Source organism: Streptomyces sp. bgisy100, from assembly GCF_057709105.1.
On record NZ_JBYITE010000045.1, the window covers coordinates 13,860 to 29,421 of the forward strand.

The window sequence follows — 15,562 nt, forward strand, 5'->3', positions numbered from 1 at the left end:
CGCTGTTGGCCGAGGGAGGCCGGGCAGCTCGCGCAGGTGCGTGCCGTGCGTCCCACCGGAGCTGGGGCCGGCCCGCGATCGGCGTCAAGCATCAGCTCGCCGAACGCCGCTGACGGGCGGGAGTGACCGTACGGCGGGAAGGCATCGGCACCGGTGCCCGGTGCCAGGTGCCCGGAGCCCGGTTCGGAGAGGGCCGGGGACAACGGAAACGGAGCATGAATGCGGAATGGCCGCTGAGAGAACCGGCCCGCCGCGGGCGACACGAAGGAGGTAATCGCGTCACCTGATCGTGGCGGTCCCCGGTCATCAGCGGTCGGGGGAAAAAGGCGCGCTGCTAGCGTCCCTGACCGACGGGATGCTCCATCAGACCGTTGTTCGCGGTCTCTTCGGAAAGGCAGAGAATGGCCACTGCAGCAGCTGACGTCGTCGGAAGCAAGATCGAGAAAATCTTCAACGCCCTGGACACCGACCGGGACGGGCACATCGACTGGTCCGATTTCCAGCGTCTGATCGACGGGTTCACCTCGGAGTACCAGCTGAACGGGAACGACCGCCGGACCATGGCACTCCACGCCTCCTACGCGATGTTCTGGCAGGAACTCGTCCGTCACGCCGACGCCGACGGAGACGGACGTCTCTCCAAGGACGAGTACATCGCGGCCTCCCGGAACGCGATCCTCGACACCAGCCGGTTCGACGCCATCAATGGCCTCACCCACGCGCAGTTCGACCTCATCGACGTCGATGGTGACCATCAGATCAGCCAGAGCGAGTTCAACAAGATGAGCACGCTCTGGGGAATTTCCGAGCCGGAGATGAAGGAATCGTTCCAGGCCCTGGACACCGACGGAGACGGGCACATCTCGCGCTCCGAACTCATTCGGGCCTCCCGTGAGTTCTTCCTTTCCAACGACCCGTCGGCGCCCGGAAGCATTCTCTTCGGCCGCGTCTGACAGCCACCCGCGGATCCCCTTCCGGTACGCCCGGGCCGCCGTCATGGCGGCCCGGGCGTTGCCTTGTGCGCCGGGAAAGGGATCTCGTTCGCCCCGGTGACCAGGTGCCGGCCGCGTGCCGCCGACGCGCGGTGGTGACTCCGCATGCCGGCCCGCGCTCAGCAGACGCAGAACTCGTTGCCCTCCGGGTCCTGCAGCACCACGCCGTAGTAGTCCATCCCCGGCTCGTCCATGACCCGGAAAACCGTGGCGCCGGCCCCGGTCAGCCGGCCCACCGTGTCGGTGACCCGCCGGGTGCGGACCGCCAGCGGGACGCCCCGTCCGCCGCCGACCTTCAGGTCGAGATGCAGCCGGTTCTTCACGGACTTGGCCTCCGGGACGTACTGGAACCACACCCGCGGACCGGTCCCGGCCGGATCGACGATCGACTCCGGGGCCTCCCCGGCGCCCTCCGGCAACTCCTCCTCCGGCACGCCCGTGTCCAGCCAGTACTGCCGCCAGGTGGCCTGCCCGCCTGGTGGGGGTTCGGGCACGTACCCCAGGGCCTCGGTCCAGAAGGCGACCATGCTCCGCGGGTCGGCGCAGTCGATCGTCAGCTGCAGCGTCATCTCCATGCGCGCAGCCTGCCAGAGGGGTCCGACAATCCCGCGGTTCACCGACACCCGGGCGTCCCGTCCGGGTCAGCCGCCGGGCTGTGCTGCCGTCCCACCCGGTGGGGCACCGGGACGGGGTGCCGGGCCCCATGAGCCCGCTCACCGGGACAGCCTCAAGCGCGAGCGGATGGCCGGGCGGACCGGGCCCCGCACAGTGCTCCGACCCGCCTGCGACGGTGGCATGCCCATGGTCTAGCGTGCTGATCGCTACGCGTGACAATGAAATAACCGAACGGGGACAGCACATGGCGAAGCGGACAGCGGGCCGCGCGGCTCTGATCGCCGGAGTGATGACGGTGGCCGTCCTGGCCTCCGGATGCAACGGCGCACTCCCGGCCGAGCGCGACCGGGACGACAAGCGTTCCTCGCAGCGTAAGTCGGCAACGGCGGCACCGGTCACGCGTGCCGAGGCCGAGAAGGTCATGGACCGCTACGAGCGCATCAACAACGCCGCCAACAAGAAGCAGGACGCCGGCCTGCTGTCCGGCATCGAGGCCGGAAACCTGCTGGAGCGGGACAAGGCGACCTTCGAGCAGTTCGAGACCCTGTCGAAGAAGGACAAGGATGCCTACCGGCAGGGGTTCACGTACCGCAAGCGCACCTACCTGATTCCGGCGGGGGCGAACTGGTTCGCCGTCACCGCCACGCCGACCTACTCCAAGGAAACCCAGCTCGTGGTCTTCGAGAAGAAGTCCGGCTCCTGGAAGATGACGGCCTCCGTCTGGCCGAAGGAGGAACTGCCGGAACTCGCCAAGGGGCCCGGCGGTCGTGCGGTGGCGGCCGACCTGGGCGCGAAGAGCGGTCCGCTGGCGCCGAACGAGCTGACCAACGCCTATGAGGACGTGTTCGAGACCGGTGGCCGGAAGGACGGCAAGGTCTTCGGCCCGTCCAGCACGCTGTCCGGAACGAAGAAGATCCACCGCGACCGCGGCAAGGAACTGGGCCCCGGGGCCAGGGTGACGTTCTTCGAGACCGAGCCCGCCCACACCGAGACCTATGCACTGAAGACCGAGAAGGGCGGGGTCCTGGCCATCGCGCCGCTCTCCCACAAGATCGAGACGCTGGTCACGCGTCCGGGCCTGGAGATCACACCGTCCGACACGGAGGCGGTCTACGACAGCCGCCGTCGGCCCGTCGTGATCACCGACCTGCACGGTCAGGGCCTGTTCCACCTCCCGGCCCGGGGCAGGCCGACGTCCCTCGACGTCACGTACGAGATCGTGGACTCGCACTGACGGATCCGGTATGCGCGTTGGGCGCGTCCGGCATGCGCGAGCGGTTCCGCCGTCGGTCCCGGCCCCTTTCCGCGGGTGCCGGGACCAGGGCGTGAACCGGAAGGTACAGGTTCCGGTCAGCGGTAGCCGGTCACATCGGCGGGCTTGCCCGGGTCCTGGACCTCGGTGAGGTAGCGCCAGGCGTCGGGACGGCTGCCGTCGAGGTCGGTGAAGCCGTAGACCTGGGCCAACTGCCCGCTGGACAGCGACTTCCCGTTCCAGCGCGCCACCTCGGGGTCCCCGGCGAGTGCCGCCACGGCCCGGCCGACGAAGGCCGGACTCTCGGAGATGGCGAAGTGCGGCGAACGCTGCGTGCCCACGCGCCAGTTCGCCTCGGTGACGCCGTACGCCTCGAGCATCGCCTCGGACCGCAGCCAGCCCGGGGTGAGCGAGAGGGCCGTCGCACCGTGCGGTTCCAGTTCGTGCGCCAGGGCGAATGCCATGCGATTCACGGCGGCCTTGGCGAGGTCGTAGAAGAACGAGACCCGGTAGTGGGCGGCGTTGTACTCGTCGGTCCCGTCGGTCACCTCGACCACCAGGCCGCCGGGCCTCTCGATGAGCAGCGGAATCGCGAAATGGCTGGTGATGGCGTGGGTGTCCACCGCGAGCCGCAGCGTGTGCAGCCCGGTGTCCAGGGACGATTCCCAGACGGGCTTGTTCCACTCGATCTCGGCGCCCCAGATGTCGTTCACCAGCACGTCCAGCCGGCCCTGTTCGCCGCGGATCCGGTCCACCAGCGCGCGCACCTCGTCCGGCACCAGATGGTCCACCCGGACGGCGATGCCGCGCCCGCCCGCTTCGTCCACGAGGGCCGCGGTCTCCTCGATGGTCTCCGGGCGGTTCATCTCCGACCGCTGTGACCCGCTGGTGCGCCCGGTGACATAGACGGTGGCCCCCGCGGCGCCCAACTGCACGGCGATTCCGCGCCCCGCACCCCGGGTGGCTCCGGCGACCAGGGCGACCGTGCCCGCCAACGACACCCCGATGCCTGCCGGTGAGCTCTCCATGCGGCAGAACCTAGCACGATGGGGATATTCCGCCGCCGATCCGGAACAACGGACATCCGTCATGTGTGGTGCAGCCTCCGCTGCCGTGCCGACCGGGCGAGGGCGCCCAGCGCTCCACGGACCCGACCCGCAGCTGTCCCGGGCGTCGAGGAACCGAGGGGCGCCCCGGCCATGCGGAACGGACGGTCGCTCCCGGCCGTCCGTACCCGGAGGGTGCTCCTGCGCGGGGCGTGACCGGGAGGTGAGGGGTACGTAGGGCGCTCCCGCCCGGTCACCCGCCCCGGCTCAGCGGTTGAACGCCGGGATTCCGAAGCGTTGCACGGCCTTGGGCCCTCCGTCGCCCTTGGCGTCCGTGCTGTTCACCGAGTAGACGAGCGTGCGGGACAGGTCGCAGGTGGCGGCGATGACGGTGTGGTAGCCGGGGCGGGAGCCGGTCTTGGCCCACACCACCCTGCCGTTCACTTCGAGCCGCTCCAGGCCTGCGCTCCGGTTGGCGCCGGGGATGTCCGGGACGGTGAACATCAACCGCAACTGCGGCTGCGGCACCACCTTCCCGCGGAACAGCGCGACGAGAAAACGCTCCAGATCCCGCGTCGTGGAGATCATGTCACCGGCCGCCCAACGGTCCGACATGTTCCATTCGGTGACATCGACCGGCTTTCCGCCCATCAGCTGGTACCCACGGTTGTGCGGGCCGTGGATGCGGGGGTCCCCATGACGGGGGAAGGAGGTGTCGCGCATGCCGAGAGGCCTGAAGATCCGCACCGCGGCCTGGTGCTCGTAGGAGTCACCGGTGACCTTTTCGATCAGCATCCCGAGGATCGTGTAGTTGATGTTGTTGTACTGCTGACGCGTTCCGGGGGTGAACGCGGGCCCCTTGGCCAGGCCCGAGGCCACCACTTCCTCGGGGGTGAGTGTCTCGAACCGGTGCGGGAACTCCTGCTCGACGGTGTCGCCGAACGACGTGCCGGGCTGGATTCCGCTGGTGAAGTAGAGCAAGTGACGTACCGTCACCGGTTGGCTGAACGTGGCCGGCAGCGGCCCCGGGAGGTACGTCTCGACCGAGGCGTTCAGGTCGACCCTGCCCTCGGCGGCGAGCTGCAGGACCAGTGCCGCCGTCACCACCTTGGTCGTGGAACCGGCCCGGAACCGTGCGTCTTCGAGGGCCCGGCTGTCCGTCCCCAGCTTCCGCACCCCGGCCGAGCCGCGCCAGCTTCCCTTCCCGCCCACCCGTATCAGAGCCGCGGTCGCGTCCCGGTCCGGCAGCCCGGCGAGAGCTGCCCGCAGAGCGGCCGTGTCGGGCCCTCGGCCGGTCGGGGCCGCCGCGCGATCCGCGACGGTGGGGCAGTCCGCGACGGCCGGGGAGTCCGCGGCGGCCGGGAGGGCCAACGGGCCTCCGGCGAGGCCGAGGACGATCACTGCGGCGAGGGCGGCACGGGTGCGTCTGTGCATGAACTGCTCCTGATCCGGGCTGAGTTGAGTGAAGAATGCGCTCCATTCTGGTGACGGCAGGAGGGACGGTGGTCCTCCGGAGGGAGGGGGACTTCCCTGATCATCTCTCGGGGTGAGTGGGCCCGCGGAGCGGTGGGGATGGGGGTATCCCCTGAGGGGTTGTGCCCGGGGGAGGCATCGTGAGCGGAGCGCCCCCGCGGGGACCGCCCGGCCCGGGGACCGCCCGGCCGCGGGGGCGGCGGCGGGCGGGCCCGCGGGCGCGCCCTGCGGGCTACGCGTCCGGGGAGGAGGACCTTCCGGCCCCACCGGTGCCCCGCCGTGCTTCGAGCGCCGCGATCGCCGCACGGATCTCACGGAGGGACACGGTTTCCTGATCCCTCCGGGTCCGCTGACGGTGCGAAGCGCCCAGGCTCCAGGACGGCGAGTCGAGCGTCGCCCGCGGTGTGCGCCGGGGCAGGGGCTGGTGGGCCACAGCAGTCTCCGTTTCCCCCAGATGAGCGCGGCCGTGCCGGAGCCGCAAACACTGGATGAGGTTCTATGTCAGGTAAGACCGATCCATCGGTTGTTCGGTTCCCGTACAGCCAGAAGTGCGGCAAACAGCCACCCATGGGGCATGCGCCGCCGAACGGCCAGGGGGCGCGGGGCTCTCCCCGCTGCCACTGCCACTGCCGCGACACCCCGCACCGGGACCGTCCGGTACGTCATGGCCTCCCGACCTCCCCGTTCTCCTGACTGTCCGGCCGGCCCGGCACTCCCGGGTCCCGTACCGCCTACCCCGTCGATGCCCTCACCCTGCACATCCGCCCCGCAGCCTCCACTTCTCCGCAGCCTCCACGCCGCCGTTCCCGGGCCGGGAGACGGCGGCGTGGAGTGACAGCCGGTGGCCGACGACGGCTCACTCCGCTCGGGGTGCCGCCGGTGCTTCCGTCACGTCCTCGGCTTCCTCCGCTTCCGCTGTCTCGGCCTCCTCCGCTTCGTCCGCCGGGCGTTCGATCGGGCGGATGCCGCGCACCCACGAGGGGTGAATGAAGGGGAGGCAGGCCTGGACGCCGCACTGCACCGGGTCGTGGAGGTCGTCCGGGCCGACGGACCAGTCCATGACCGGCGACGCGGCACCGGTCAGGACGGCTTCGAGCAGGTCGTTCCAGCCGCTGTACGAGCTCAGCAGCACCAGCTCGTCGGGGACGTCGAGGTCCAGGACGACCACTCCCTGCTCCCACTCGTGGAGGCTGAGCAACAACTCGACGGTGACGGTCACCCGCTCGTCCCGCGTGTCCGGTCCGGCCCAGGCCCACATCGGTGGCCTCCCGGCACAGTCGATGCCCCGCTGCCGCATTTCCCCCACCATCAGCTCGTAGGCCGACCGCCAGGTGGGACTCACCCGTTGCCAGTCCCCTACGAGGCGTCCCGCCTCCTCCAGGGCCGGGACGGCGTGGTGGTGCTGCACTGTCCACAATCGCATGGGCCGATGGTGCCACCCCGCCGGAGGGCGTCCGAGGGGTGACGGGGCCCGGGGGCGTGCTGAACGCCGGGTTCGCCGTGGAGCGGCTGCGGTATGGTTGGCGCGCCAGCAGGTGAACGATCGAGGAGGTGAGTCCCATTACCACTGCGGTAGTCCGGGTGCTCTCACCCGCCGGTCGTACGGTCCCCGAGCAGTAGGAGACCGCGAGAGCGCCCTTCGGTATCCCGGGAGGCTCTCATGTCGACATCACTGTCACTTCTTCTTTCCCCCTCGTCCGTCGTGACCAGACTGCGCGCCGGTGGCTGCGTCTTCGCCGAGGACGAGGCGCAGTTGCTGCTGTCCGCGGCGGGTACACCCGACGAGCTCTCGTCCATGGTCGAACGGCGGGTCGCCGGCCTGCCCCTGGAACACATCGTCGGCTGGGCGGAGTTCCGCGAACACCGGATCGCCGTGGAACCCGGGGTGTTCGTCCCGCGCCGCCGCACCGAGTTCCTGGTCCAGCAGGCCCTCGGCCTCGCCGGTCCCCGCGCCGTCGTCGTCGATCTGTGCTGCGGTTCGGGCGCCCTGGGGGTGTCGCTGGCGGCCGCCCTGAGCGGGGCCGAACTGCACGCCGCCGACATCGACCCCGCCGCCGTACGGTGCGCCCGCCGCAATCTGCGGACGGTCGGCGGCCGGGTGTATCAGGGAGACCTCTTCTCGCCGCTGCCCGCCGCCCTGCGCGGGCGGACCGACCTGCTGCTCGCCAATGTGCCGTACGTCCCCACGGAGGAGATCGACCTGCTCCCCACCGAGGCACGCGTTCACGAGGCCCGGGTGGCGCTCGACGGCGGCTCGGACGGTCTGGACGTCCTGCGCCGGGTCACCGCCGAGGCGTCGCACTGGCTGGCGCCCGGCGGCCACCTGCTGTTCGAGACCAGTGAGCGCCAGGCACCGCGTGCCGTGGAGACGGTGGTCCGGGGCGGCCTGACGGCCCGGACCACCGTCTGCGAGGAACTGGACGCCACGGTCGTCACCGGCACGAAGCCCGCTGAGGGGACCGGGGCGCCCGGGACCGCCGACTGAGGCCGGGGGCGGACGCTGTCGGAGTGCGGCGGGACGGATGCGCAGGCGCGGGGTCCCTCGCGGCTGGGGCGATCCTGTCGTTCGCGGTCGCCGCCACGCTCCTCTCGCAGGCGCTCTATGCGGCGCCCGGGGCGCCAACTCTCGCCGGGGCACGGGCCCGTACGGCGCCTTCACGCTCGGCGGCGTTGCGGCCGTCGCGCACGGTGCCCCCGCCACCGCCCGCGCGACGGCCGCGCCTCGCCCCGGTGATCCGTCACCGGGGCGACGGGCCCGTCAGGGCTCGTCCTCCAGGTCCTCGAGCCTGCGGCCGGTGCGGACCGAGCCGGGCCGGGAGCCGATCGGATCGTGGCGGGCGTCCGCGGCCTCGTCCTTGCGCTTCACCAGCACCCACCGTTCCTTGCCCGCCTGGTCGCCGGTGCGCGTCAGCGAGTAGCCGCCCCGCACCTTCTCTCCGTCCAGCCAGAAGGAGACATGGCCCCGTTCGACGGCGTCGACGACGGAGACCTCCCGGACCTCCCCGTGCACCAGCGGCCGATAGGTGCCGGCGTCCCAGATGATCACCCGGCCCGCCCCGTACTCGCCGCCCGGAATGATGCCTTCGAAGTCGAGGTAGTCGAGGGGATGATCCTCGGTCCGCAGAGCGAGCCGCTTGTCGCGGGGGTCGGCGGAGAGCCCCTTCGGTACCGCCCAGGACAGCAGTACGCCGTCCGCCTCCAGCCGGAAGTCGTAGTGCAGGGCCCTCGCCGCGTGCTTCTGGATCACGAAGCGCGGCGCGCCGTCCGGTGGGGAAGTGCCGCCGGTGGGTTCCGGTGTACGGGAGGCATTCCGCTTGGCGTGGTACTCCTTCAGCCGGTCCCTTCTCCGTCGGTCCCGGTCGTTCTCGGCCATGGCGGCCGAGTGCCCGTGCCGTCCGGCGACAAACCGGGGGAGCGGGGAGTGCCGGAGCTCGGACCGGCGGCGGGGCGCCGCTCTCCGCGCGCCCCTGACCTGGACGGGTGCCTCCCCACAAGCGACCGGGCTTCGCGGCACAGGTGGGGCGGCCCCGCAGCGGCGCGGCCTCTGACGCGCAGGTCGCAGCATCCGTACCCGCCTGCTGCCGAGAACGGAGAGGACGCGCTGGGACAGGTGTTCACCGAACGCTCCGGAGGCCGGGCGAGGCCGAGAAGCTCCGGGGGCCAACGGTGGCTTGATCATGACGCTCGACGGCGCGGGGGCGGGTGATGGCCAGGGGACGGTCACCGGGCCGCGGGCCCCTGAGAGGCCACCCTGGCCGGTCGTCCCACGAGCCGGCCGGGCCCTCAGGGCTGCACAGAGGCTCCGGGGAAGGCGGCCGAAACTTTGTCGCATGGCAAATATTGGGAGGGGTAGGCGCACGCCAACGACGACGGGGGCTACCGAGGAGGGCGTGACCGGACATGACCTTGTCTGTGCGTGCTGCCGCTGGGCAGCCGACCGTACCCGCCGAAACCGTGACCCCGTCCCCGGATGCGGCCGGCCCGTCGGCGGAGGACCTTCCCAGGATCGAGGACGCCAGCAAGGTGGCCCCGCACGACGCGCGCACCCTGTCGAAGACCTTCTTCGACCGGCTCGCCGTCCTGGAGGAGGGCACACCCGAATACCAGTACGTACGCAACACCCTGATCGAGCTGAACATCTCCCTGGTGAAGTTCGCCGTCCACCGGTTCCGCAACCGCCGGGCCGAGACCGAGGACATCATCCAGGTCGGGACCATCGGTCTGATCAAGGCGATCGACCGGTTCGACCTCTCCCGTGAAGTCGAGTTCTCCTCGTTCGCCGTGCCGTACATCGTGGGGGAGATCAAGCGCTTCTTCCGGGACGCCACCTGGGCCGTTCACGTGCCCCGGCGCCTTCAGGAACTGCGGACCGACCTGACCAAGGCGTCGGAGGTCCTCGCCACCCGCCTGGACCGCGACCCCACCCCCGCGGAACTCGCCGAACACCTGGGGCTGCCGGAGGAGGAAGTCCTCGAGGGCATTGTCGCCGGGAACGGCTACAACGCCGTCTCCCTGGACCTCCCCGCCACCGGCAGCGACAACGTCACCGCCGCCACCAGCTATGCCGAACACCTCGGGGATCTCGACCCCTCCCTGGAGAAGGTGGAGAACCTCCAGGCCCTCAAGCCGCTGCTGGAACAGTTGGAGGACCGGGAGCGGCAGATCCTGCAGATGCGGTTCGGCCAGGAGATGACGCAGTCCCAGATCGGCGCCGTCCTCGGCATCTCCCAGATGCACGTTTCCCGGCTGCTCAGCCGTGCCCTCCGACAGCTGCGCAGCGGACTGCTCAGCCACAGCTGAGACAGCTCTCCTTGCCTCCGTTCCCCGGGCGCCCACTCGTTCCCGGGCGCCGTTCCCGAGCGGCCGGTACCCGGGCGGTGCACCCCGATCACCTGTAGCGCCCGGCGCCGCCGTACCCGAGCAGCTCTTCCCGAAAAGCCCTCCCCTGACGAGAGGACCGAAGAACCGTGCTGATGGCCCACCCCGCCGTACTCCAGAAGCTGGTCGAGCAGTACGAGACCCTGCACCTGCTCCAGGCGGGCGAGGGCAGCGCCGAAGTGCGCCGTCGGATGGACGACATCGCGTACACCCTGTGCGTGTCCACGGGCACCCGCGATGTGGACTCCGCCCTCGTCGCGGCGCGGCACCGGCTGCCCGGCGCGCGGGTGGAGGACGACTCCGCCCTCACCATGTGAACCCGCGCAGGGTGAACCGCGGCTGAGCCGCGCGCGCCGGCCCGCCCCGTCACGGGTGGGCCGGCGCGGGGCTCACACCGCCGCGCCCTACTGCGACGATCACGATTGAACGCAGGGACGACGGATACGAGATCGCCGACGATCCGCCGTTCACTGCCGGGTGCTGTCCGGCGCGCCTGTGTCGAGCAGGGTCATGTCCGCTTCGTCGAGGACGAGTTGCGCCGCAGCCATGTTCTCCTCCAAGTGAGCGAGGGACGACGTGCCGGGAATCTGCACGATGGATGGCGACCTGGCCAGCCCCCACGCGATGGCCACCTGGTACGTGGTCGCACCGTGCCGTTCGGCGACCGTCATGAGGTTCGCCTCGGCCAGGGCGGCCCGGCTCCCGCCGAGTGCGAAGAAGGGCATGTAGGCGATGCCGGCGTCGGCGCACAGGTCGACGAGTACGGCGTCCCGCTGATCGAGCACGCCGAACTGGTTCTGCACGGCGGCGACCGGCGCGATGGCGCGTGCCTCGTCGAGTTGCGCACGGGAGACATTGCTGACTCCGAGGTGCCGTATCAGCCCTGCCGCGCGCAGCTCGGCCAGAACGGCGAAGCGGTCGCCGATCGGCACCCCGCCCACCGCGTCGAGCCGCCCCACACGCAGATACACCAGATCCAGGGCGTCGACGCCGAGTTGCCGCAGATTCTCCTCCACCAGTTCCCGCAGCTGATCGGGCCGGGCCTCGCCGTACATCTCCCCGCTCGCGTCCCGCAGCGGGCCGACCTTGGTGGCGATGGTGACGTCCGACGGATAGGGGTGGAGAGCCGTGCGCAGGATGTCGTTGGCGGAGAAGTAGAACGCCGCGGTGTCGAGGTGTCGGACGCCCAGCTCGACGGCGCGGCGCGCCACGGCCACGGCTGCTTCCCGGGGGACGGCGGGGCCGCCCCATCGACCGGGCAGTTGCATGGCGCCGAACCCCAGGCGGGGGATGGTGAGGGTGCCGCCCAGCGCGAAGGTGGCAGCGGCGTCGTGATGCGTATGAGGACTCATGGGGGATCATGCGCAGGTTTCCGGCTCTGTCGCAAGATCGCGCATTGTGGGGCGGGGCACGGTCCAGGTGCGGGGGCCCGCGGAGCTCCTCGGCGCCGCAGGCCCCGGAACCGGGTTTTTTATCGCGTAACTGGTGACCAGTCAGGAGGTCCAGTGCGCGATCGCACGGGGAACTCGATGCACCGGAGACTTCCTCGGCAGGAGGCCCGTGTGCGGTCAGCGGGTGGGGCCGCTCCAGTAGGAGTCTTCCCACCGTGCGGCGTCGGGGCTGAACTCGACCTCGATCCGGTCCGCGGCACCGGGCGGCAGTGAGAAGGCGTACCTGCCGACAGCTTTCCTGCCGGGCAGGACGTATCCGGTGATGACCTTCTGGCGTCCGCTTCCGTCGATCACCAACTCCGCGGAGGCGCCGTCCGCGTCATTGACCTCGGGCAGGCCGGTCTCGACCGCGACCCGCCGGGTGCCCTGATTGACCACGGTGACCGTGACCTGAACGGCCTTGTTGCCCTTGGCGTGACCGTGGGCGAAGGCGTCCGGGGAGAACGGTGTCGGCTCGGACACCGTGACCTTCAGGCCGTCGCCGAAGGTGTACGGCTCACCGAAGGAGAGGTGCCGGGCCTTCTCCGCGGCCGCTGCCGACTCCCGGGCTTCCTGAGCCTCCTTCCTGACCTTCTCGGCTTCCTTCTTGACCTTCGCGCGACTGTCGTCGACGACGTGTTGGACCGTCACCACCGTGAACACCGCACTGCAGGCGGCGATCAGCAGGCCGACGACGCCCAGGGCGAGACCACTGACGGCCAGTGCCTTGTTGGTGGCAAGGCCCTTGCGCGCGTGGCGGAGTCCGATGGCGCCGAAGGCCACGGCCAGCAGGGCCGGCAGCCAGGACAGCCAGAACAGGATGATGAACAGGCCGAGGACGACACCGACGAGGCCGAGTATCAGGGCGGCGGTGCCCATGCCGTTGCGGGGCTGCGGAGCCTGCATGGGATACGGCCAGTAGGGCCCGCCGCCGGGCCCGGACGGCGGAGCCCACACGCCCTGGTCCTGGCCCGGCGCCTGCCGACCCGTGGGTGCGGAGTCATCGGGGGAGTCGGGTATGGGCATGATGATTCCTTTGTCCGAGCCGCTGAACTCGTACCTTACCAAGCAATGTTCTGACTTTATTACCCCTCGGGGTTGATATCGGACTCTCTGTCATGGCTGGGAGCGTGCCGGTTCGGGGGGAAGCGGATTCGCCGTGCGGACGGCGGGGCCGATGTGTCGGGCAGGTCCTAGTGATGCCAGGCCTGGCCGCCCGTGTTGTGGATGAACCGCTGCAGCACCTTGAGGGTGGTCAGATACTCCTCGTCCGTGACACCGGCGTGCCGCTCCGCCCACAACTCGTCCTGCAGCGCGGCCACCTTGTCGAAGAACGTCATCCCTTCCGGGGTGAGGGCGAGCCGGCCCGAGCCGTCCTCGGTGACCCACCCCCGGCCGACCGTCGCGTCGATCTCCGCCCGCAGCCCCTCCTCGCCGGTGTCGAGGTAGTTCCGGAGCACGGCGGACACCTCGTCGCGGGTTCTCACCGAGCCGGAGCGGGCGATCTGCGCCAGGACCCACCACTGCGGCTGGGTGGTGCCCAGCTCGGCGAGCGCGCCGCGGGTGCGGCTGACGACCGCCTTGTAGGCGGCCCAGCTCCAGTAGCCGATGGGCTGGCGGATCAGCTCGGCGTCGCTGTGCGAATACTGCATGGAGGGTCGCTCCTTCATGAGTTCGGAACTGTTCGACGAAGAAGACCGTAGAAATTGAACCGGACTTGAGGTCAAGCACTGTGTCCCTGGGGGAGCGCGACCCCCGCGCCGCCACCGTCCCCGGAGCCGGTCAGCGGCTCGCGGCTACGATCGGCGGATGGCTCGAAACAGGAGGAACGCACGGCGCCTCGTGGCCGACGGGAACACGTATCTGTGGTCGTTGAGCCACAGCCACCGGACGCTGAGCAGCGGCGGGTTCGAGGACTGCTGTGACATCGTCGCCCTCCGGCTGCTCCGGTCGCGAGGCTGTGTCCGCATCCTCTTCCCGGGAGGTCCGGGGCGGTTCGAGCCCGGCGGGACCGTGCCCTCCGGAACGGTCGGCACCGTCGGGGGCGGATGTCTGAACCTGCACGAGCCGGGGACCGTCAGGGCCCTCCTCGACGAAGCGCTGGCCGCGGGCTGGCGCCCCGAAGCCCCCCGGACCGAGGACATGGACGGCTGGGCCTTCTTCGACACCGTCGTCGCGCGGCGGTCCGCGGTTGCGCGCGACTGATCCCCGGTCGCCGGGCGGCATGCGACGTATGGGCCCCGGCCTCGTCGGCGCCGCCGAGGGGCGCGGGGGCCATACAACAGGCGAGGCCACCGCCCTGCAGAGCAGGGCGGTGGCAGGGCAAACGGGCGGCGCGCCCGCCGGGTCAGCCCTGCGGATCCTGCGGCTTGGCCTCGACCTCGCGCAGGGAGTCGTCCTGGTGCTCGGTGCGGGCCTCCGTGCGGTGCCCGCGGGCGATGTAGTCCCGCACGACCGCTTCGACGGCGTCCTGGGGCGAGCCCACTCCGGCCAGGACCATGACCTCCACCACCAGTTCGGCATCGAGGCTGATGTTGACCTTGGCCATGGGAACGCCCCCTTCGTCGGACGGCCTGCCCGCGCGCCGACCAGGGTCGGCCGTGACCGTGTGGTGGCGCCGGGTGGCCCCACCGTACTCACGAGGTTCTGGCCCCTGCGGGTGATTCGCCATTCCGGGTGGATGCCGCGGAGCACCGGCCTCGGGCCGTCCGCTCTTCCGGTGGCCGCGGCATGGAACCCGGGCGGGGAGGGGAGCCGGTCTTCGGTGTCTCCTGCGCGAAGACCAACTCGCCTGCTTATCAGTGAGGATGACGTCTCACCACGTCAAGCCGGGAGAATCCCCTGCGACTCCGCTGATCCGGACCAGGCCTTGCCGCCCCCCATCGGAGACCTTCACGTACAGCGTGTACAACAAGCCGCGCTCCCCGGCGAATTCGCGCGTCCAGAGCAGGACGTCCTCGACCGGGGAGTCGGAGATCTCGAAGTCATCGGACTGGTTGTTCACGGTGTCCAGGAACGAGACGCGGTACACCGCGTGGTCCTGCTCCCAGGAGGAGTCCCTGGGATCAACTGGCCGAATCTGCATGCGGCCACCGTACGGGCCGGGCACATCCGATCACCGTAAAGATCTTCAGGGCCCAGCCCCAGACCCAGACCCAGGACCCAGCCCCGGGATCCAGGAGCGCACCACCCGCGACGCAGCCCCGGCGCCACCCGGCGTGTCGGCCGCCGAGGTGGCGCCGGGGCGCTGGGGGCCGCGCTCGCCGGCGCATGGGCTCCCCGCCCCGAGCGGGACCGGCCCCGTTGCGGCCGGTCCCGGTCCCTGCCCCGAGGGGCGTTGCGGGCCGGGACCGGCCGCGTCCCGGTCGTCCCGGCCCGGTCGTCCAGGTCAGAAGCGTTCCCGCGGCGCGACGCACAGCGCCCAGATGACGAAGCCGTACACCGCGATCAGCACGATCGACCAGAGCGGGTAGTACGGCAGGGACAGGAAGCACGTCAGGAGCAGCAGCCCGGCCAGCAGGACGCCGACCGCCCGCGCCCAGAGCGCGTCCCGGAACAGGGCGAGGCCCGCGAGCAGGGCCAGGGCTCCCAGCACGAGATGGATCCATCCCCAGCCGGACACGTCGAAGGCGAAGACATAGTTCGGCGTGTTGACGAAGATGTCGTCCTCGGCGATGGCCATGATGCCGCGGAAGATGTTGAGGACACCGCCGATGACCAGCATGACCGCGGCGAAGACCACCAGCCCGCCGGCCAGTGCGTCGGTACCGTCGGTGGGGCGGTCACTGCCCGCGCCGGGGCGCTCACGTGTTTGTGTCATGGGATTCCTCGCTTCGGCTGGGATTTCAGCTTCCGACGGCGGTGCGGTGGTGTCCT

Annotated in this window: 17 protein-coding genes; 6 read left to right on the plus strand and 11 right to left on the minus strand. The window is 70.6% G+C overall.

What is annotated here, in order from left to right:
* Positions 1-401: 401 nt before the first annotated feature.
* Entirely contained in the window at positions 402-953 is a 552-nt protein-coding gene (locus AC3EQ1_RS24870) for an EF-hand domain-containing protein (RefSeq protein ID WP_432096553.1), read from the plus strand.
* A 158-nt stretch (positions 954-1,111) separates the two neighbouring features.
* Here the strand turns inward: AC3EQ1_RS24870 and AC3EQ1_RS24875 are convergent, their stop codons facing one another.
* Entirely contained in the window at positions 1,112-1,567 is a 456-nt protein-coding gene (locus AC3EQ1_RS24875) for a VOC family protein (protein WP_432096554.1), read from the minus strand.
* Between the two features lie 284 nt (positions 1,568-1,851).
* Here AC3EQ1_RS24875 and AC3EQ1_RS24880 point away from each other — a divergent pair, with 284 nt between their 5' ends.
* A complete protein-coding gene (locus AC3EQ1_RS24880; protein ID WP_432096555.1) occupies positions 1,852-2,841 on the plus strand; it encodes a DUF8094 domain-containing protein in 990 nt (329 codons plus the stop codon).
* A gap of 116 nt (positions 2,842-2,957) precedes the next feature.
* On the opposite strand, the gene AC3EQ1_RS24885 is transcribed toward AC3EQ1_RS24880, so the two are convergent.
* The 3 genes from AC3EQ1_RS24885 to AC3EQ1_RS24895 form a co-directional block, all read right to left on the minus strand.
* A complete protein-coding gene (locus AC3EQ1_RS24885) occupies positions 2,958-3,887 on the minus strand; it encodes an SDR family oxidoreductase (protein WP_432096556.1) in 930 nt (309 codons plus the stop codon).
* Positions 3,888-4,172: 285 nt separating this feature from the next.
* A complete protein-coding gene (locus tag AC3EQ1_RS24890; RefSeq protein WP_432096557.1) occupies positions 4,173-5,339 on the minus strand; it encodes a serine hydrolase domain-containing protein in 1,167 nt (388 codons plus the stop codon).
* Positions 5,340-6,234: 895 nt separating this feature from the next.
* On the minus strand, positions 6,235-6,801 hold the full coding sequence (locus AC3EQ1_RS24895) for a DUF3841 domain-containing protein (RefSeq protein WP_432096558.1): 567 nt from the start codon (positions 6,799-6,801) through the stop codon (positions 6,235-6,237).
* 237 nt (positions 6,802-7,038) lie between these two features.
* Here AC3EQ1_RS24895 and AC3EQ1_RS24900 point away from each other — a divergent pair, with 237 nt between their 5' ends.
* Positions 7,039-7,863 carry a putative protein N(5)-glutamine methyltransferase gene (locus tag AC3EQ1_RS24900; protein ID WP_432096559.1) on the plus strand — a complete coding sequence of 275 codons (825 nt, stop codon included), beginning with the start codon at positions 7,039-7,041 and terminating at the stop codon, positions 7,861-7,863.
* 273 nt (positions 7,864-8,136) lie between these two features.
* Here AC3EQ1_RS24900 and AC3EQ1_RS24905 read toward each other — a convergent pair whose 3' ends face one another.
* Positions 8,137-8,751 (minus strand): DNA polymerase ligase N-terminal domain-containing protein, encoded by a 615-nt coding sequence (locus AC3EQ1_RS24905; RefSeq protein WP_432096560.1) that lies wholly within the window; start codon positions 8,749-8,751, stop codon positions 8,137-8,139.
* A 527-nt stretch (positions 8,752-9,278) separates the two neighbouring features.
* On the opposite strand from AC3EQ1_RS24905, the gene AC3EQ1_RS24910 reads away from it, so the two are divergent.
* Both AC3EQ1_RS24910 and AC3EQ1_RS24915 read left to right on the plus strand, forming a co-directional pair.
* The gene (locus AC3EQ1_RS24910) at positions 9,279-10,178 is read left to right on the plus strand and encodes an RNA polymerase sigma factor SigF (RefSeq protein ID WP_432096561.1); all 900 of its coding nucleotides are present in this window, start codon (positions 9,279-9,281) and stop codon (positions 10,176-10,178) included.
* Positions 10,179-10,345: 167 nt separating this feature from the next.
* Positions 10,346-10,573 (plus strand): DUF5133 domain-containing protein, encoded by a 228-nt coding sequence (locus tag AC3EQ1_RS24915; protein ID WP_432096562.1) that lies wholly within the window; start codon positions 10,346-10,348, stop codon positions 10,571-10,573.
* A 150-nt stretch (positions 10,574-10,723) separates the two neighbouring features.
* Here AC3EQ1_RS24915 and AC3EQ1_RS24920 read toward each other — a convergent pair whose 3' ends face one another.
* The 3 genes from AC3EQ1_RS24920 to AC3EQ1_RS24930 all read right to left on the minus strand — a co-directional run bounded on the left by AC3EQ1_RS24920 (position 10,724) and on the right by AC3EQ1_RS24930 (position 13,338).
* Positions 10,724-11,608 (minus strand): aldo/keto reductase, encoded by an 885-nt coding sequence (locus AC3EQ1_RS24920; RefSeq protein WP_432096563.1) that lies wholly within the window; start codon positions 11,606-11,608, stop codon positions 10,724-10,726.
* A 216-nt stretch (positions 11,609-11,824) separates the two neighbouring features.
* A complete protein-coding gene (locus AC3EQ1_RS24925) occupies positions 11,825-12,712 on the minus strand; it encodes a DUF4190 domain-containing protein (RefSeq protein ID WP_432096564.1) in 888 nt (295 codons plus the stop codon).
* Between the two features lie 167 nt (positions 12,713-12,879).
* Positions 12,880-13,338: a MarR family winged helix-turn-helix transcriptional regulator gene (locus AC3EQ1_RS24930; protein WP_432096565.1), complete on the minus strand. Its 459-nt coding sequence runs from the start codon at positions 13,336-13,338 to the stop codon at positions 12,880-12,882.
* A 157-nt stretch (positions 13,339-13,495) separates the two neighbouring features.
* Here AC3EQ1_RS24930 and AC3EQ1_RS24935 point away from each other — a divergent pair, with 157 nt between their 5' ends.
* Positions 13,496-13,891: a hypothetical protein gene (locus AC3EQ1_RS24935; RefSeq protein ID WP_432096566.1), complete on the plus strand. Its 396-nt coding sequence runs from the start codon at positions 13,496-13,498 to the stop codon at positions 13,889-13,891.
* A 142-nt stretch (positions 13,892-14,033) separates the two neighbouring features.
* On the opposite strand, the gene AC3EQ1_RS24940 is transcribed toward AC3EQ1_RS24935, so the two are convergent.
* The 3 genes from AC3EQ1_RS24940 to AC3EQ1_RS24950 all read right to left on the minus strand — a co-directional run bounded on the left by AC3EQ1_RS24940 (position 14,034) and on the right by AC3EQ1_RS24950 (position 15,506).
* Entirely contained in the window at positions 14,034-14,234 is a 201-nt protein-coding gene (locus AC3EQ1_RS24940) for a type II toxin-antitoxin system VapB family antitoxin (RefSeq protein ID WP_432096567.1), read from the minus strand.
* Positions 14,235-14,501: 267 nt separating this feature from the next.
* Positions 14,502-14,771, minus strand: a complete 270-nt coding sequence (locus AC3EQ1_RS24945; protein WP_432096568.1) for a hypothetical protein — start codon at positions 14,769-14,771, stop codon at positions 14,502-14,504.
* Between the two features lie 303 nt (positions 14,772-15,074).
* Positions 15,075-15,506 (minus strand): DUF7144 family membrane protein, encoded by a 432-nt coding sequence (locus AC3EQ1_RS24950; RefSeq protein ID WP_432096569.1) that lies wholly within the window; start codon positions 15,504-15,506, stop codon positions 15,075-15,077.
* Positions 15,507-15,562: the final 56 nt, after the last annotated feature.